This window comes from Pararhizobium sp. O133, assembly GCF_051669845.1.
Classification (GTDB): domain Bacteria; phylum Pseudomonadota; class Alphaproteobacteria; order Rhizobiales; family Rhizobiaceae; genus Pararhizobium.
Genome location: NZ_CP196427.1, coordinates 218638 through 236120 on the forward strand (window position 1 = coordinate 218638; position 17483 = coordinate 236120).

18 protein-coding genes are annotated in these 17483 nt (G+C 62.1%); 9 read left to right on the top strand and 9 right to left on the bottom strand.

What is annotated here, in order from left to right:
• Window positions 1-17: 17 nt before the first annotated feature.
• From ACST81_RS23485 to ACST81_RS23495, 3 genes are read right to left on the bottom strand one after another with little or no spacing between them, the layout of a single operon-like run.
• Window positions 18-794, bottom strand: a complete 777-nt coding sequence (locus ACST81_RS23485) for an SDR family oxidoreductase (protein WP_438754531.1) — start codon at window positions 792-794, stop codon at window positions 18-20.
• A 10-nt stretch (window positions 795-804) separates the two neighbouring features.
• Window positions 805-1953, bottom strand: a complete 1149-nt coding sequence (gene dgoD / locus ACST81_RS23490) for a galactonate dehydratase (RefSeq protein ID WP_438754532.1) — start codon at window positions 1951-1953, stop codon at window positions 805-807.
• A gap of 45 nt (window positions 1954-1998) precedes the next feature.
• Window positions 1999-2769, bottom strand: coding sequence for a FadR/GntR family transcriptional regulator (locus ACST81_RS23495; protein WP_438754534.1), 771 nt, complete (start codon window positions 2767-2769; stop codon window positions 1999-2001).
• 200 nt (window positions 2770-2969) lie between these two features.
• Between ACST81_RS23495 and ACST81_RS23500 the strand changes: the two genes are divergently transcribed.
• From ACST81_RS23500 to ACST81_RS23515, 4 genes are all read left to right on the top strand, one after another.
• Entirely contained in the window at window positions 2970-3953 is a 984-nt protein-coding gene (locus tag ACST81_RS23500) for an arabinose ABC transporter substrate-binding protein (RefSeq protein ID WP_438754536.1), read from the top strand.
• A 66-nt stretch (window positions 3954-4019) separates the two neighbouring features.
• Window positions 4020-5552 carry an L-arabinose ABC transporter ATP-binding protein AraG gene (araG, locus tag ACST81_RS23505; RefSeq protein ID WP_438754538.1) on the top strand — a complete coding sequence of 511 codons (1533 nt, stop codon included), beginning with the start codon at window positions 4020-4022 and terminating at the stop codon, window positions 5550-5552.
• The gene (araH, locus tag ACST81_RS23510) at window positions 5549-6499 is read left to right on the top strand and encodes an L-arabinose ABC transporter permease AraH (RefSeq protein ID WP_438754539.1); all 951 of its coding nucleotides are present in this window, start codon (window positions 5549-5551) and stop codon (window positions 6497-6499) included. Before araG ends, araH begins: the two co-directional genes overlap by 4 nt.
• A gap of 1 nt (window position 6500) precedes the next feature.
• A complete protein-coding gene (locus ACST81_RS23515; RefSeq protein WP_438754541.1) occupies window positions 6501-7385 on the top strand; it encodes an aldose 1-epimerase in 885 nt (294 codons plus the stop codon).
• Window positions 7386-7720: 335 nt separating this feature from the next.
• Here ACST81_RS23515 and ACST81_RS23520 read toward each other — a convergent pair whose 3' ends face one another.
• On the bottom strand, window positions 7721-8305 hold the full coding sequence (locus tag ACST81_RS23520) for a UbiX family flavin prenyltransferase (protein ID WP_438754542.1): 585 nt from the start codon (window positions 8303-8305) through the stop codon (window positions 7721-7723).
• Window positions 8302-9813 carry a UbiD family decarboxylase gene (locus ACST81_RS23525; protein WP_438754544.1) on the bottom strand — a complete coding sequence of 504 codons (1512 nt, stop codon included), beginning with the start codon at window positions 9811-9813 and terminating at the stop codon, window positions 8302-8304. Before ACST81_RS23525 ends, ACST81_RS23520 begins: the two co-directional genes overlap by 4 nt.
• A gap of 103 nt (window positions 9814-9916) precedes the next feature.
• On the opposite strand from ACST81_RS23525, the gene ubiT reads away from it, so the two are divergent.
• From ubiT to ubiV, 3 genes are read left to right on the top strand one after another with little or no spacing between them, the layout of a single operon-like run.
• Window positions 9917-10423, top strand: coding sequence for a ubiquinone anaerobic biosynthesis accessory factor UbiT (ubiT, locus tag ACST81_RS23530; RefSeq protein ID WP_438754546.1), 507 nt, complete (start codon window positions 9917-9919; stop codon window positions 10421-10423).
• Window positions 10414-11391 (top strand): ubiquinone anaerobic biosynthesis protein UbiU, encoded by a 978-nt coding sequence (gene ubiU, locus ACST81_RS23535; protein ID WP_438754547.1) that lies wholly within the window; start codon window positions 10414-10416, stop codon window positions 11389-11391. The genes ubiT and ubiU overlap by 10 nt, the downstream gene beginning before the upstream one ends.
• Window positions 11392-11401: 10 nt before the next feature.
• Complete coding sequence (gene ubiV, locus ACST81_RS23540; protein WP_438754549.1) at window positions 11402-12334, top strand: ubiquinone anaerobic biosynthesis protein UbiV; 933 nt, start codon at window positions 11402-11404, stop codon at window positions 12332-12334.
• An 8-nt stretch (window positions 12335-12342) separates the two neighbouring features.
• Here the strand turns inward: ubiV and ACST81_RS23545 are convergent, their stop codons facing one another.
• Both ACST81_RS23545 and ACST81_RS23550 read right to left on the bottom strand, forming a co-directional pair.
• Window positions 12343-12804: a hemerythrin domain-containing protein gene (locus ACST81_RS23545; protein ID WP_438754550.1), complete on the bottom strand. Its 462-nt coding sequence runs from the start codon at window positions 12802-12804 to the stop codon at window positions 12343-12345.
• A gap of 140 nt (window positions 12805-12944) precedes the next feature.
• Window positions 12945-13850, bottom strand: coding sequence for a S1C family serine protease (locus ACST81_RS23550; RefSeq protein WP_438754609.1), 906 nt, complete (start codon window positions 13848-13850; stop codon window positions 12945-12947).
• 436 nt (window positions 13851-14286) lie between these two features.
• On the opposite strand from ACST81_RS23550, the gene ACST81_RS23555 reads away from it, so the two are divergent.
• Together ACST81_RS23555 and ACST81_RS23560 are read left to right on the top strand one after the other, a co-directional pair.
• On the top strand, window positions 14287-16557 hold the full coding sequence (locus ACST81_RS23555; protein WP_438754552.1) for an MHYT domain-containing protein: 2271 nt from the start codon (window positions 14287-14289) through the stop codon (window positions 16555-16557).
• A 102-nt stretch (window positions 16558-16659) separates the two neighbouring features.
• Window positions 16660-16863 carry a hypothetical protein gene (locus ACST81_RS23560; RefSeq protein ID WP_438754554.1) on the top strand — a complete coding sequence of 68 codons (204 nt, stop codon included), beginning with the start codon at window positions 16660-16662 and terminating at the stop codon, window positions 16861-16863.
• A gap of 155 nt (window positions 16864-17018) precedes the next feature.
• Here the strand turns inward: ACST81_RS23560 and ACST81_RS23565 are convergent, their stop codons facing one another.
• Window positions 17019-17225 (bottom strand): hypothetical protein, encoded by a 207-nt coding sequence (locus tag ACST81_RS23565; protein ID WP_438754555.1) that lies wholly within the window; start codon window positions 17223-17225, stop codon window positions 17019-17021.
• Between the two features lie 34 nt (window positions 17226-17259).
• Entirely contained in the window at window positions 17260-17481 is a 222-nt protein-coding gene (locus tag ACST81_RS23570; protein WP_438754556.1) for a hypothetical protein, read from the bottom strand.
• Window positions 17482-17483 lie beyond the last annotated feature (2 nt).

The following is a 17483-nucleotide window of genomic DNA, read 5'->3' on the forward strand; positions in this document are numbered from 1 at the left end:
ATCGCGGAAATGGTGCCTCACGGGTGGTGCAAAACGCTGACGCCACCGTCGGCGGTCAGGCAGGTCGCATTGATGAACGGGCACTCGTCCGAAATCAGGAAGAGGGCGGCCTTGGCGATTTCCTCCGGCTCGGCGATCCGGCCACCCGGATGAAGCTTCATCGTTGCCGCCTCGGCGGCAACGGGATCAGGGAAGCTGTTCCAGTAATCGACGACCTTCTGCGTGCGCACATAGCCGGGGGCGAGCGCATTCACCCGCACACCCTGCGCTGCATATTCGAGACCCAATGCCTTTGTCATGCCGAGAAGTGCGTGCTTGGCGACCGGATAGGGGAAGGTGTGCGGAATGATGGTGAAGGCATGGGTCGAGGCGATATTGAGGATAACGCCGCCGCCGCCCTCGATCATGCCGGGCAGCACCGCCTTGCAGCAGTTCCAGGCGCCCTTCAGATTGATGTCGAAGCAACGCTGCCAATCGGCATCGGACAGTTTCAAAGCTTCGGAGAAGACGTTGACCCCGGCATTGTTGACGAGCGTGCTGGGCTGGCCGATTTGCGCAGCCGCTTGCGCGATCGCGGCATCGATGGCCGCCGCATCGGCAATGTCGGCAGGCGCATGACCGACAAGTCCGCCGGCCGCGCGCAGTCGTTCCGCCTGCTCGGCCAAAAGGTCACTGTCCCGGTCAATGAGGAAGATCGACGCCCCTTCGGCGAGCGAAACCTCGGCGATGGCAAGACCGATACCCTGTGCGGCACCGGTAATAACGATGCGTTTTCCGTTCAGCCGTCCAACCATGCTACTGCCCTCACCACTCGGCGACGCTACCATCTTCATGACGCCAGACGGGGTTGCGCCAGCGGTGACCTTCCTTGGCCCGCTCGATGACATAGGCCTCGTTGACCTCGATGCCGAGGCCGGGTCCCTGCGGGATGGAAACGAACCCGTCCTCGTAGTGGAACACTTCCTTGTTGGAGATGTAGTCGAGGATGTCGTTGCCCTTGTTGTAGTGGATGCCGAGGCTCTGTTCCTGGATGAAGGCATTGTGGCTGACGGCATCGACCTGCAAGCAGGCTGCAAGCGCGATCGGGCCGAGCGGGCAATGCGGGGCAAGCGCCACGTCATAGGCTTCCGCCATCGCCGCGATCTTGCGGCATTCGGTAATGCCGCCGGCATGGGAAAGGTCGGGCTGCAGGATATCGACATAGCCGTCCGAAAGCACCGACTTGAAATCCCAGCGCGAATAGAGCCGCTCGCCGAGCGCGATCGGCGTCGAGCAATGATTGGCGATCTCCTTCAGCGCCTCGCGGTTTTCCGAAAGCACCGGCTCCTCGATGAACATCAGCTTGAACTGTTCTAGTTCCTTGGCGAGCACCTTGGCCATCGGCCGATGCACGCGGCCGTGGAAATCGACGCCGATGCCGATATGCGGGCCAATCGCATCGCGGATGAGGCCGATGGTCTCAATAGCCTTGTCCAGCTTCTCGTTGGTATCGACGATCTGAAGTTCTTCGCAGCCGTTCAGCTTGATCGCCTTGAAGCCGTTGGCGACTACCTCGCGCGCATTGTTGGCGACATCGCTCGGGCGATCGCCGCCGATCCAGCTATAGACCTTGATCCTGTCACGCACCTGCCCGCCGAGCAGCGAATGGATCGGCTGTCCGAGTGCCTTGCCCTTGATGTCCCACAGGGCCTGGTCGATGCCGGCGATGGCCGACATATGGATCGCACCGCCGCGATAGAAACCGGCGCGGTACATGACCTGCCAGTGATCCTCGATCAGGAACGGATCCTTGCCTATCAGGTAGTCCTCAAGCTCGTGCACCGCCGCCTGCACCGTCAGCGCGCGACCCTCGACGACCGGCTCGCCCCAGCCGACAATGCCTTCGTCGGTCTCGATCTTCAGGAACATCCAGCGCGGCGGGACGATATAGGTGGTCAGCTTGGTGATTTTCATAATGGGGCTCGTGTTCGAAAAGAGTGTGCCGGGCTTCCGGCCGGTTCATTCGCCTGCTGGCGCGGGGTGTTTTTGCGAGGCTATCGCGATGTCGCGGGCGGCAACGTTGAGCATGCGGTCGGAACAGTCGCGTGCCGCCACCTTGTCACGCATGCGCAGAGCCTCAACCAGTTGGCGATGCACTTCGACAGCTTCGTCCCGCCTGTCCACGACTTCGTTCGAGGCATGAAGAGAGAATTCCAGCGCTGCGCGGATGATGCTGGCGAGTTGCATGAAAACCTGATTGTGGCTCGCCTTCAACAGCGCGGCATGGAAGGCGACATCGGCCTGGGTAAAGGCTTCGAGATCGCCTTCGGCGTCGCGCATCATCTCCCACGCCCGCTCGATCTCACCGACCTCCTGGGCCGTTGCCCGTTCAGCGGCAAATTCTGCCGCGAAGGGTTCGATGGCGCGGCGTGCATCGAGCACGCAGGACAGCAGGTCCAGTTCGAAGATACGCGGCCCGATCCATTCGAGCACCTGCTGGTCGAGAATGTTCCATTCCTCCTTGGCGCAGACGATTGTGCCGACACGCGAACGCCCAAGCACCAGGCCCTTGGATTCGAGGATTTTCAAGGATTCGCGGATGACGGTCCGGCTGACGCCATAACGAAGGCAGAGTTCGTTTTCCGTTGGAAGAAACCCTCCAATAGGAAAGACCTCGGCAAAGATATCCGACGCAATCGCCCGCGTGGTGTTCTTCTGTACGCGTGGCCGGCGCACGCTGCCCTCGCCATTCCGCACATCCGGGGCCTCACCGTGTTTTTCTCCGGCCATTCTCCATCCCACTCCCGCGCCAAAGCACCTGTAGCGACCCATAACCGGTTTCGCTTACAAAGGCGACGCCAGATTCATATCACAGCACCACCAATGTCATACCTAGATATATAATTCATCATACAAACGCAATTGACGAATATGATGAAAGCCGATAAATAGGCCTCACTGCAAGCGCAGTTATTTTTGGGAGAGAGATAATGGGCTTTATCAAGACAGCCATCCTGGCTGGTACCGTCGCCGTATTCGCAGCAACCTCCACCTTCGCCGCCGATGTCAAGATCGGGTTCATCGTGAAGCAGGCGGAAGAGCCGTGGTTCCAGGACGAATGGAAGTTCGCCGAAGTCGCCGCCAAGGAAAAAGGCTTCACACTGGTCAAGATCGGCGCGGAAGATGGCGAGAAGGTTCAGTCAGCCATCGATAATCTCGGCGCGCAGGGCGCTCAGGGTTTCATCATCTGCACGCCGGACGTCAAGCTTGGCCCCGGCATCGTCGCCAAGGCTGCCGCCAATGACCTTAAGGTGATGACCGTCGACGACCGCCTCGTCAATGCGGATGGCAGCCCGATCGAAGACGTGCCCCACATGGGCATTTCGGCCACCAAGATCGGCGAAGCCGTTGGCCAGACGCTTGTCGACGAGATCAAGAAGCGCGGCTGGGACATGAAGGACGTCGGCGCGATCCGCGTTTCCTACGACCAGTTGCCGACCGCCGTCGATCGCGTCGAGGGCGCCCTCTCGGTGCTGAAGGCCGCAGGCTTCCCGGAAGCCAATATCTTCGACGCCCCGCAGGCCAAGACCGATACGGAAGCTGCCCTCAACGCCGCGACCGTTGTCCTCAACAAGAATGCAGGCATCAAGAAGTGGATCGCCGTCGGCCTGAACGACGAAGCCGTGCTCGGCGCTGTCCGCGCAACCGAAACCGTCGGCATTGCCGCTGACAGCATGATCGGCGTCGGCATCGGCGGCGCGGATTCGGCGATCAACGAGTTCAAGAAGCCGGCTGCCACCGGTTTCTTCGGCACCGTCATCATCTCGCCGAAGCGTCATGGCTATGAGACCGCACTCAATATGTATGATTGGGTTGCCAACGGTAAGGAACCGGAAAAGCTGATCCTGACGGCCGGCCAGATCGCCCTGCGCGACAACTACGAGACGGTTCGCAAGGACCTCGGTATCGAATAATCATTCTCCGAGAAATGATCTCAGCCCGGCGGCCTTTCGCCGCCGGGCTTCTTTCGGGATGCTGACATGACGGACTTTCTTGAATTCCAGTCGATATCCAAGGGATATCCCGGCGTGCAGGCGCTCGCCGACGTTTCCTTCTCGGTCAGGAAGGGTGCCGTGCATGGCCTGATGGGCGAAAACGGCGCCGGTAAATCGACCCTTATCCGCGTATTGTCCGGCGACCAGTCGGCCGATACCGGCGAGATTCGGATCGATGGCAAGACCCAGCATTATCGCTCGGTGCGCGACGCCTTCGAAGCAGGCGTCATCGTCATCCATCAGGAACTCCAACTCGTGCCGGAACTGACGGTCGCCGAAAATCTCTGGCTTGGCCGCTTTCCCGGCAAGGCCGGTGTCATCGACCGCAGCCGCCTTACCGGCGTGGTGAAGGAAAAGCTCAGGGAAATTGGCATCGATATCGATCCCGCCGCCAAGGTCGCCTCGCTTTCCATCGGCGAACGGCAGATGGTTGAGATCGCCAAGGCCGTGATGGCCGATGCCCGCGTGATTGCGCTTGATGAGCCGACCTCGTCGCTCTCCTCGCGCGAAAGCGAAATCCTATTTGCATTGATCGACCGGCTGCGGGCGCAGGGCAAGGTCATCCTCTACGTCTCTCACCGGCTGGACGAAATCTTCCGACTCTGCGACAGCCTGACCGTGTTGCGCGACGGCAAGCTTGCCGCCCACCATCCGGATGTTTCCGTGACGACCCGCGAGCAGATCATTGCCGAAATGGTCGGTCGCGAGATTGCCAACATCTGGGGCTTTCGCCCGCGAGAACAGGGCGCGGTGCGGCTCGAAGTCAAGGATATTGCCGGCCGCAAGCTGCGCACGCCGATCAGCTTTTCCGTCCGTCAGGGTGAAATTCTCGGTTTCTTCGGGCTGATCGGCGCCGGCCGCAGCGAGATGACCCGCCTCGTCTATGGCGCCGACGATCGTTCGCAGGGGACGGTTAGCGTCGATGGCACTGTCGTTGCGCCCGACAGCCCGCCGCAATCGATCCGCTCCGGCATCGTGCTCTGCCCCGAGGATCGCAAGTTCGACGGCATCGTGCAGGGCCGCAATATCGAGGAAAACATGGCGATCTCCTCGCGCCGCCACTTTTCCCCCTTCGGCATTCTCCAGCCGAAAAAGGAGGCGGAACTGGCGGAAAGGTTTATCGCCAAGCTGCGCGTGCGCACCCCGTCGCGCAAGCAGGACATCGTCAACCTCTCCGGCGGCAACCAGCAGAAGGTCATCCTCGGCCGCTGGCTGTCCGAGCAGGGCGTCAAGGTTCTGATCATCGACGAGCCGACCCGTGGCATCGATGTCGGCGCCAAGTCGGAAATTTATGAAATCCTCTATGAACTCGCCGGTCAGGGCATGGCGATCGTCGTCATTTCCAGCGAATTGCCGGAGGTGATGGGCATTACCGACCGCATCCTGGTCATGTGCCAGGGCAAGGTCGCGGCCGATATCGCGCGCCCCGATTTCGACGAGCGCCGCATCCTGGCCGCCGCCCTTCCGGACGTGGCAAATGCCAGCGAACTCCAAACACAACAGGTCCAGTCGCGATGACGTCTCTCAAAAAACTCCTCCTCGGCGAGCAAGGCCTCGTCGTCATCTTCGCCATCGCCTTTGCCATCGTGGCGCTGACGGTTCCGAACTTCCTGACCGAGCGCAACATGCTCGGCCTGCTGCAATCGGTCGTCACCATCGGCATCGTCGCCTGCACGATGATGTTCTGCCTCGCCTCGCGTGATTTCGACCTGTCGGTCGGTTCGACCGTCGCCTTTTCCGGCATGATCGCGGTCATGGCCTCGAATGCCTCGGGCTCGATCATCGTTGGTCTTCTTGCCGCACTCCTGTGCGGCGGTGGCGTCGGCCTGATTAACGGCGTGGTCATTGCCCGCTTCCGCATCAACGCGCTGATCACGACGCTCGCCACCATGCAGATCGTGCGCGGCTTCGCGCTGATCGCCTCGGATGGCCGCGCCGTCGGCATCAACGATCCCGGCTTCTACCAGCTGTCGCTGTCGAAATTCCTCGGCATACCCACGCCGATCTGGGTCATGGCGGTATTCTTCATCATCTTCGGCTTCATTTTGAACCGAACGGTGTTCGGCAAGAACACGCTGGCGATCGGCGGCAATCCGGAAGCCTCCCGCCTTGCCGGCGTCAACGTCTCCAATATGCGGATATGGATCTTCGCGCTACAGGGCCTTGTCTGCGCCGTTGCCGGCGTGCTGCTCGCCTCGCGCATCACGTCGGGCCAGCCGAATGCCGCGACGGGACTGGAACTCTCTGTCATCTCGGCCTGCGTGCTCGGCGGCGTCTCGCTTGCCGGCGGTCGGGCGGCCATGACCGGCGTCGTCGTCGGCGTGCTGATCATGGGCATTGCCGAGAATGTCATGAACCTCCTCAATATCCAGGCCTTCTACCAATATGTCGTGCGCGGCCTGATCCTGTTGCTCGCGGTCCTGCTCGACAACCTGCGTTCGGCCGCTGCCGGCCGGCGCGGTTGACGTGACGGCCGAGGATGTCATCCGCCTCGAAAAGGACGGGCTCACGGTCGATGTGAGCCCGCTCGGTGGCGCCATCCTCTCGGCCCACTGGCGCGGCATCCCCATTCTGGCGTCGACGCGCTCTCCGGGCCTTGCCTCGCAGGTGCTCGGCATAGAGGCCTGCTTTCCCCTCGTGCCCTTCGGCAATCGCATCGAAAACAATGCGTTCCGGTTCGATGGGCGGGACTACGATCTCGCAGCCAATACCGCCGACCCGCTCGTCCTGCACGGTGACGGCTGGCTCCGGCGATGGACGATCGTGGAGCAGGAACCGCACCGGATCGTCTTCCACTACCACCACGAAGCGGATACCGCTTCGCCTTTTGCCTATGAGGCAATGGAAACCATCGCGCTCGGCGACGACAGCCTGTCCCTGTCGCTTGGCGTCACCAATCGGGCAAAGCAGACACTGCCTTACGGACTTGGCTTCCACCCTTATTTCCCCCGGACACCGGCGACGCGCATCCAGGCGAATGTGCGGCGCTTCTGGACGGAACGGGAAGGTCACCTGCCGGGCGAAGCCGGCCCACTCCCGCCGGATTTCGATATCTCGACCAGCGCAACCCTGCCGGAGCACTGGCTGAACAATGCCTTTGACGGCTGGGACGGCACGGCGCGGATCGAATGGCCGGAACACAGCTTGGCATTGTCCCTCGAAGCCGACCCGGCCTTTGGCCACATCGTCATCTATGCCCCCTCTTCCGGCGCCGCGTTCTTCTGTCTTGAGCCGATGACTCATCATCCAAATGCGCATGCCGAGCCGACTGACGGCGGGCTCATCTCCTTAAAAGACGGTGAGAGCCTCAGCGCAGGAATAAGCCTGCGGGTTCACGCGCTCACGCCATGAAGACGACCATCTCATCGCGTCGATCACCTGCGTGATATCCGCTTTCAGGTCACCCTCACCCTCAGGGCGAATCTACAGGCCGATCATCGAGCGTTACCAATGATACCAGCCGCCATCTGTCGGCGTCCAATAGTAGATTTCATAGTCTCTGGCGTAGGAATGGGATTTCCCGTCCTCCCGCGGCGAAGACGAGGTGTCACGCGAGTTCCCGCGCAAGCGAAGGAATATCGTCTTCAGAAAATTCATTGGCATCGCCTTTCATGCCCGTGTTTCATGCCTTGTCGCTGCTCTCCTGGAGGCTGACGTTCCCTCTTCCATGAAAGCGGGCGACAACATCAGTCCGGTTTCGGCCCCTCCCACTGCTTCGCCAGGGTTGGTTGCGGCAATGCCAGGAGATCGATTGCCCGGCAGGCGAGATGATCGACGATATCGGCGACGGAGGCCGGACGATGATAGAAGGCCGGCACCGGCGGCATGATGATGGCGCCCATTTCCGTGGCCGCGACCATGCTGCGCAGATGGCCAAGATGCAGCGGGGTTTCTCGCGCCAGCAGCACTAGGCGGCGACGCTCCTTGAGCTGCACGTCGGCGGCGCGGGACAGCAGCGTATCGGCGCGGCCAGTGGCAATGGCGGACAACGTCTGCATCGAGCATGGCGCGACGATCATGCCATGGGCACGAAACGAACCACTGGCAATGGAAGCGCCGACATCGCCGATCGGGTGATGATGATGGGCGAGTGCTGTGAGGCTTTCCAACGTATCGAGGTCACATTCCAGCGCGAGCGTTCGCCGGGCCGCCTCGGAAATCACGAGATGGGTTTCGACATCCGCAAGCGTTGCGAGCCGCTCGAGGATACGCACGCCCAAGACCGCGCCCGATGCCCCGGAAATACCGAGAATGACGCGCTGCACCGTCACGCCGTCACCTCATCAAGACCGAGAAAGTGCCAGAGACTGTCGACCCGCGCGACCACCTCCGGCGCCATGGCAAGGGGGCGTCCCCATTCGCGATCAGTCTCCGTGCCGATCTTCGTGGTGGCATCCAGGCCGAGCTTGCCTCCGAGGCCGGATTGGGGCGAAGCGAAATCGAGATAGTCGATCGGCGTCCTGTCGACGACCATCAGGTCGCGGCTGGCATCGAAGCGGGTGGAAAGCGCCCAGATGACATCCGCCCAGTTCCTGACATCGATATCGCCATCCACGGCGATGATCAGCTTGGTATAGCTGAACTGAGGCAGCATGGACCACAGGCCCATCATCACCCGCCGCGCCTGGCCGGGATAGCGCTTGTCGATGGAAACGACCATGGCGCGGTAGGAACAGGCTTCGGGCGGCAACCAGAGGTCGCGGATTTCAGGGAACTGCCGCTTCACCAGCGGCACGAAGAGATCGTTCATCGCCTCACCGAGCCGTGACGGTTCGTCCGGCGGACGGCCGGTATAGGTGGAGAGATAGATCGGATCTTGGCGCATGGTGATCGCCGACAGCGTCATCACCGGAAAGGCTTCGACGGAGTTGTAATAGCCGGTATGGTCGCCGTAAGGCCCCTCCTGCGCCGTTTCCATGGCGGAGACCTGGCCTTCGAGCACGATTTCCGCTCCTGCGGGAATCGGCAAGGGAACGGTCACCCCCCGCGCCGTCTGCTGCCGCCGGCCACTCAGCACGCCGGCAAAGGCAAGTTCGCTCATGCCGTCCGGCAGAGGCATGACGGCGGACAGGATTGTGGCCGGATCGGCGCCGATCACCACCGCGACCGGCATCGCCTTGCCCTGCGCCTGCCAGAGCCGGTGATGGCGCGCGCCGCCCCGATGGGCCAGCCAACGGATGATCAGCCGGTTTTTCCCAAGCTTCTGCATGCGATAGATGCCGACATTGATATCAGATGGATCGTCCGGTGCCTGCGTGATCACCAGCGGCCAGCTGATGAGAGGCGCGGGTTCGCCGGGCCAGCAGGTCTGAATCGGCAACCGGTCGAGATCGATGGCATCGCCCTGCCAGATCGTCTGCTGGCAAGGCATGCGGGAAACAGGACGCGGGTTCATCGACAGCGCGGCCTTCAGGTGCGGCAGCTTTCGCAGGGCATCGCGCATCGAACGCGGCGGCCTCGGATCGCGCAGGTCCGAAAGGAAGGCGGCAAGGCGCGGCAGGCCGCCGGCCTCCAGCCCGAAACCCCATTCGATCCGCTCGCGCGTGCCGAAAAGATTGGCGAGAAGCGGAATCGGCTGGACATTGCCGTCCACATCGACCGGCCGTTCGAACAGCAGCGCCGGTCCCTCTTGCGCCAGGACACGACGGTGGATTTCGGTGATCTCATGGACCAGCGAAACAGGTTCGCGAATGCGCTTCAGCCGCGCCCGCCGCTCCAGCAGGGCGACGAAATCCTGGAGGCTGTCATAGCGGCGCGGAACGGGGATATCGGCTTTCATGGCGAACCCTTGCCGGGAAAAAACGGCGCGTTCTTTGTGCTGGCGCAAACACTTGAGGCGCGACGCTGCCTAGGTTGTGGCATCGATCCTTCAAGGCCCGCTCATGCCCAACCTTCCTCCGCTTCTGGTGAAACCCGTCGAGATCGCACCGCTCTGGCTTGTCCAGCGCGTGGCGCGGACGATCTTTTCCGGTGTCCTGAAATCTCATTCCGCTCTCTTCGACCGGCTCGGCGACTACCGGCAAAGCCGCTACTGCTTCTCGCCCACCGACCTGCCGCTGCATTTCCGCGTCGTTCCGGCCGCGCAGGCAATCTCGGTCTTCCGCGGTGTCCCACCACAAGCGGACGCGCGCATCGAAGGGCCGCTGGTGCTGCTCCTCGGTCTGCTCGAAGGGCGCTGCGATGCCGACGCGCTGTTCTTCTCCCGTGATCTGGCCGTTACCGGCGACATGGAGGCGATGCTGGCGCTGCGCAATGCGCTCGATGACAGCGCCATCGACCTGCCGCGAGAACTCGGCGCGTTGGCCGGCCTGTTTTCACCGCTCGTTCGCGGCGTCGCACGCCATATCCGGGAACGTGCGCTCGAAGGAAGGGAAACCGCATGGAACTGATCTGCCCCGCCGGCACGCCGGCCGCCTTCCGCGAAGCGGTGGAAGCCGGTGCCGATGCCGTCTATTGCGGTTTTCGCGACGAGACCAATGCCCGCAACTTTCCCGGCCTCAACTTCAGCCGCGAGGAACTGCGCCAGTCGATCGCTCTTGCCCGCCGCAAGAACGTGCAGACTTTCGTCGCCCTCAACACCTTCATGCGGGCTGGAGATGAGGCGCTCTGGTACCGTGCCGCCGATGATGCGGTGGCCCTTGGGGCGGATGCCCTGATCCTCGCCGATTTCGGGCTGATGGCCTATGTCGCCGAACGCTATCCGGATCAGCGCCTGCATGTCTCCGTCCAGGCTTCCGCCTCCAACCCGGATGCGATCCGTTTCCTCGTCGAGGCCTTCGGCGCCAAACGCGTGGTGCTTCCGCGCGTGCTGACGGTGCAGGACATCGCCCGCCTGACGCGGCAGGTCGATTGCGAGGTGGAGGTCTTCGCCTTCGGCGGCCTCTGCGTCATGGCGGAAGGGCGCTGCTCGCTCTCCTCCTATGCGACGGGCAAATCGCCGAACATGAACGGCGTCTGCTCGCCGGCAAGCCATGTGCGTTACCGCGACGAGGGCGGGTCGCTCGTTTCCGAGCTTGGCGCCTATACGATCAACCGCTTCGCGCCCGGCGAGGCCTCCGGTTACCCGACACTCTGCAAGGGGCGTTTCGATGTCGGCGGAACGGAGGGCTATGCCTTTGAGGATCCGGTCTCGCTCGACGTGATCGACGAGATCGACGCTTTGAGGGCGGCCGGCGTTTCCGCGCTGAAGATCGAGGGACGCCAGCGCGGCAAGGCCTATGTCGCCGAAGTGGTTTCCTCGCTGAAGAAGGCGCTCCGAGCGACCCCAGCCGAACGCGCCGTCCTCGTTTCCCGGCTTCGGGCAATGAGCGAGGGGCAGCGCACGACCTCCGGCGCCTATGACAAGCGCTGGCGATAGGAGACGACAGATGGAAAACAAGCGAGCGGCGCTGAGCCTTGGACCGGTCTATTATCTCTGGGACGGGCCGAAATGGCGGGATTTTTATTTCCGCATCGCCGACGAGGCCGATATCGAATGTGTCACGCTCGGAGAGACCGTCTGCTCCAAGCGCCAGCATTTCAGCGAGCCGCATGTCGCCGATGTCATCGAACGGCTTGAGGCGGCTGGCAAGCAGGTGACGCTCTCGACGCTCGCCATGGTGACGCTGGAGCGTGAAAGCCGGCATATGCGCGACCTCATCCGCGACAGCGACCACCGGGTGGAAGCGAACGACCTCTCGGCGCTCGGCCTGCTCGCAGGGCAGCCGCATTCGATCGGCCCGCTGGTCAATGTCTACAATGCCGCGACCGCACGTACGCTCGCCGCGCGCGGGGCAAACACGATCTGTCTGCCGCCGGAGCTGCCGGCCGCCTCCATTGAGCGGATGCTGAAGGAGATGCCGGGATTCTCCTTCGAACTCTTCGCCTTCGGCCGCATGCCACTCGCCATTTCCGCGCGTTGCGCCCATGCGCGCTCGAAGGGGCTGACCAAGGACAATTGCCAGTTCATCTGCGGAGAGGATCCGGATGGCCTGGCGCTGCGCACGCTCGACCGGCAATCCTTCCTTGTGCTCAACGGTGTGCAGACCATGTCCAACAGTTGCGCCGTGCTGCTCGATGATCTCGCGCCCTTTGTCGCTGCAGGCCTTGCCCGTGTCCGGCTCTCGCCGCAGGATTGCGACATGGTGCGTGTCGCCGCCATCTACCGGGCGGTGCTCGATGGTCGTATCGATGGAGACGAGGCGCTAACCGAGCTTGCGACCGTCTATCCAGGTGTGCGTTTCTCCAACGGCTTCCTGCATCAGCGAGAAGGCGCCGCATGGGTGGCGCGCGGGCGCGGTGTCGCTGTGGCGCAGGGGTGAAAGCCGGATCAGCCGAAGATGCTGCGCACCTCGGACTTCGCGGCAAGCAGGCTTTCAAGAATCATCCTCTCGGAAAAGACATGGCGGCGCAGGCTTTCCTGAAAGCCGCCGAGCATGCGCCAGACGGTCTCGGGCGAGAGCCTGCTGCGGCCGTCCGCGATGGCCTTCATCGTGCGTGACAGTTCTTCCGCCTGAAGTCGGTCGCAGCGGTGCTCCGCCTTCAGGCGTTCGATGGTCACGGCGGCAAAATGGGAGCCGGCATGGCGGTCGAAATCGGGGAAGAGCAGCCGTTCCTCCAGATCGTGAACGACTGTCAGCAACGGCAGGATCGCTTCGGCAAGCTCGACCAGGTCTTCCGCGCTGCCGGGCTCGGCCGCCGCCTCTTCGAGCCGCAGGCAGAGATCAAGCACTTCACCCTGAAGCTTTTCCAGCCGGGCGATGTCGACAGCGGCAAGGGTCTCGTCCATCATCAACCCTCCTTTCCTTCGCCGCCATCATGCCGCTTTGTGCGGCATTGATCTTTGTGCGGGCTCAAACAAGGTGGAGGACTTCGGCGTGGCATGGAGATCAGCGAGGCGACTTGCTGAAGATGAGACCCGCCATCCCTGCCCTATTGAAGCTGGGGTCGTTTCAAGAAGCTGTCGCGGTCGGCGGATTTGACTCTGAGCCACGTTTCACGGCCGTTGCGCAGCACCCTCACCGGGATCTCGGCGCCCGCCGGACCGCTTTTCCAGACCTGTCGATAGAAGTCGGCCAGTCCGCCAACCTCCTCGTCGCGCACTTCCGAAATCACGTCACCACCCTGCAAGCCGGCCTGAGCCGCCGGACCTTCGGGCGAAACGCTGATGACCACGACATCGCCATTGCTTTCGGCGGCCATCGCGCCGAGCCAGGGACGCGGCGGCTTGTCCACCCTTCCGCGGGTCAGAAGATCGTCCAGGATCGGACGCAGCAGGTTGATGGGGACGATCATGTTGATATCGGATGACTGTCCACCGCGGCTCATTTCCAACTTGAGGGACCCGATCCCGAGCAGCCTGCCATCCTGATCGATCAAGGCGGCACCGCCCCAGGAGTGATGGGCAGGCGCAGTGAAGATCGCCTCGTCCAGAAGATATTCCCAGTAGCCCGCGAACTCCTGCTTGGCGACGATCGCGGCCTCCTGCATCTGACCGTGTCCATCGATCACGACGACCGGATCGCCACGCTTTGCCGTGGCGCTGTCACCAAGCACCAAAGCCGGGAAGTTCAGCGGCCCCATCGCCTGGATAAGGCCGAAGCCGCTTTCCTGATCGTAGGCCAGGGCGTGGCCGGCCACCACCTTGCCATCCTGCCCCATCAGCCAGACCTCTTCCGCCTCGACCATCAGGTATCCGATGGTCAGCACGAGACCATCCGCGCGGATCACGACGCCACTTCCCTCACGCAGGGTGCCGAGGGAACCGGCGGTGAAAGCATCTTCCGGAATGGTCGCGCGCACGGCAACAATTGATCGCGCAAAGGCAGTTTTATCCATTGTCTCGTCTCGATTTCGTCGTTCAGATGATTGTGAAATATGTACGCGCCGTTTCCAAAACAAGGTCGCCACGATGCTCCGCCCGGCTCAAGAACACGAAGGGCGCTCGATCCTTTCGAAGAGCGCCCTCTGCAGAAGACCTGGACGGCATGCACGCGCGAAATCTGCGGAAAAGACCGACAACATCGAAACCGGTTGGCTCAACCAGGCAGGCCGGTTGCCGCTTCTTACGGTTCCAGCCACCTGAAGACGGGCGCCCCTCCGGCACCATGGTCGTCCATTTTTGCAGGAACCTTCACATGAAGCCTATGGGCAAAAACAACCACACGTGACAGAATCGGAAGCAATCGGGCTGCTCAGCGTCAAGACTTGCCCGTCTGATCGCGCGTGGCGCAGTCCGTTGCCTGCGGTGTCGATATGAACAGGAGGTACTGGAATGATCGGATCACATGACGTTTCTCTTGTGATCCTTGCCGTCATGATCGCCATGGCGGCGTCCTATACCGCGCTTGATCTCGCGTCCCGCATGAGCGTGGCCGCCACCCGTCTCGCCTCGCTGGCCTGGTTGGCAACCGCAACGATCTGTCTGGGGGGCGGCATCTGGGCGATGCATTTCGTCGCCATGCTGTCCTATGTCCTGCCGGGCATGGAGGTCGCGTATGATCTGTGGCTGACCGTTCTCTCGCTCCTGACCGCGATCGTCTTCACCGGGGTCGGGTTTGCGGTCGTGGCGCGCGCCGATACCGGCCCGATGGCCCTGGTTTTCAGCGGACTTTTCATGGGCACAGGCATCCTGGCCATGCACTATGTCGGCATGGCCGCGATGCGGATGCATGCCAGCCTGCAATATGATCCGGTCTGGGTCCTCATTTCCGTCGTCATCGCCATGGCCGCCTCTATCACGGCGCTGTGGCTCGCCTTTCGCGGCGCACGTTTTATCGAGAAGATCATTTCCGCCTTTGCCATGGGATTGGCGATCTCCGGCATGCATTTCGCCGGCATGAAGGCTGCGACGTTCACCATGCACGGCGACATGGGGGCGGAGATCGGCGGCAGCGTCAACCAGAACAGCCTGGCCCTGGCGATTTCCGGAATCACCTTCCTGATCCTGGTCGCCGCGATCGTCGCCGCCATCTTCGACCGGAGGTTCGCGGCGTTGGCATCGAAGGAGGCGCGGGCGCTGAAGGAAAGCGCCGAACAGTTCCGCTCGCTCTACCGGCGCACACCGCTGCCTCTCCATTCGCTGGACGCGGACGGCCGTATCGAGGATGTCAGCGATGCCTGGCTCACCATGCTTGGCTACGAACGCGACATGGTGATCGGTCGCCCGCTCATCAATTTCATGACGGAGGAATCGGCGCGGCAGAGGATTGGCGACTGGCAACGGCTCCTTGCCGAAGGCGAAATGCGCGAGCGGGAATACCGGCTCGTCACTCGCAAAGGGGATTTCATCGACGTCCTTTCCACGTCTCGGATCGAGCGGGATGCCGATGGCGTCTTCATCCGGGCGGTCGGAGGCCTCGTTGACGTGACGGCGCGGCGGCGGGCGGAGGAAGCACTCCGGCAATCCCAGAAGATGGAAGCCGTCGGCCAGTTGACCGGAGGCGTCGCGCACGACTTCAACAACATCCTGGCGATCATTCTCGGCAATCTCGAAATGATCCGCAAACGCATTCCGGAGGAAGACCGGGCGATTCGCATGGTCGAGAATGCCATCGAGGGCGCGCAGCGCGGCGCGGCTCTCACCCAGCGCATGCTGTCCTTTTCCCGACGCCAGAGCCTCAGCCCGCAAGCCGTTCAGATCCGCGGCCTCGTGGATGGCATGCATGACTTGATCGGGCGTTCACTTGGGCCGAGGATCACCTTGCTTACCCAATTTCCCGAGCGGCTGCCGGCGGTCTTTGCCGATCCGCACCAGCTTGAAATGGTCCTGCTCAATCTTGTCGTCAACGCACGCGATGCGATGGAAGTCGGCACGATCACCATCGCGGCGGACGGCCCGATTCCGGCTCCCCCGACCTTGCGCGACGGTTCCTATGTATGCCTCCGGGTGACTGACACCGGCGCCGGCATGGATGAGGCGACCCTGTCACGGGCGCGCGAACCCTTTTTCACCACCAAGGGCGTCGGCAAGGGAACCGGGCTCGGCCTATCGATGGCCAGCGGCTTTGCCGACCAATCGGGCGGCGCGCTCGACATTGCCAGCCAGAAGGGTCTCGGCACGACGATCAGCATCTGGCTGCCGGTGGCGGCGGCCAGTTCACCGGGAAACGAAAGCGGAAAGTCCGGTATCGTCCCTCGTAATACTCCGCGGCTCGATGGCCAGACGATTCTTGTCGTCGACGACGAGGCTCTGATCCTCATCAACACCGAATCCACGCTGCAGGAACTGGGCGCGACCGTATTTTCCGCAACGACGGCGCTGGAGGCCCTGGATCTTTTCGGCCGCCATCCCGAAATTTCCTGCCTGGTGACGGATTATGCGATGCCAGGCATGACCGGCGCGCAACTGGCTGCCGCCATTCGCGTCAAGAAACCGAACCTGCCGATCGTGATCGCAACGGGCTACGCCGAACTGCCCGGCGAAATTGCTTCCTACGAAACCATAAGCAAGCCCTTCACCGAGGAGGCGCTGGGCAGGATCATCGCACAGGCGATCTTCGGGAGCCGTGGCGAAGTCGTTCCGTTCGACCGAAAAAATCGCTGACGCGTGATTGGTACCCGAGCCTTGCCTCACCGCCACCCGCAAGGAACAATTCCGAGCGATCTCCGTTTTAGCAAGTCGTGATATCGAACGAAGGATGATCATATGGGTGTCGAACAAGTCCGGACAAAACAAGGCAAGGAAGCAGCGCGCGGTCTGCATCGCAGCACCGCCGCGGAAGAACGCAAGGTCGAAGCCCAAAAAGGCTCGGATCTGGCAAAAGGCGCCGATCGTGTCGAGGAGCGCTCCCGAAGCTCGGATGGCAAAGGCGCCGGCGAAAAGCAGGCTCCGCGTTCGAAGCGTCACTGAGGAACTTTGGCGACACATAAAGGCGGCGGGCTTTCGGTCCGCCGTTTTTTGTTCGAAGTAAAATATGCTGTATTTTTTATCCCGATTTAAGGAATTATGCAGCAGGCATGTCGGTATCCGGGTGCGATTGTTGCATGCGGTCGCACAGGTAGCGGTTATGTCAGCGCACCAAGCTCGCGGAAGGCCTGCATCTCGTCATCCGAAGGGTGATCCTCGGCAAACACGCGAAAAGCCTTGCCCTGGAATTTCAGCGACTGCGCAGTAGCAAGCGCCTCGGGGTAAGGGAGTTGCGGCTCATCGCGCCGGTCGCTTCCATCCGGATCAAGGGAACTCAGGGCAATGACCTGAAAACTGGCTGCCATCGGCGTTTCCTTTCGACAAGGACGAGAAGCTCGCCTAGCCTTCGTTTCCATCGGAAACGAAATTCCTTGGCATGGCTTCGCGCGCATCCTGTAGCGATTGCGCCCGATTGAGCCATCGCCTTCTGACAATGTCATCGATCGCAACGGCGACCTCGTCCGCGCTAAAGTCCGCATCCTCCATTTCGCGAAAGAGCGCGGTCATCTTCCGGTCCAGGATGCTGTGCAGATCGTCTTTGGTGGCGTGTTTGTGCTTCATCG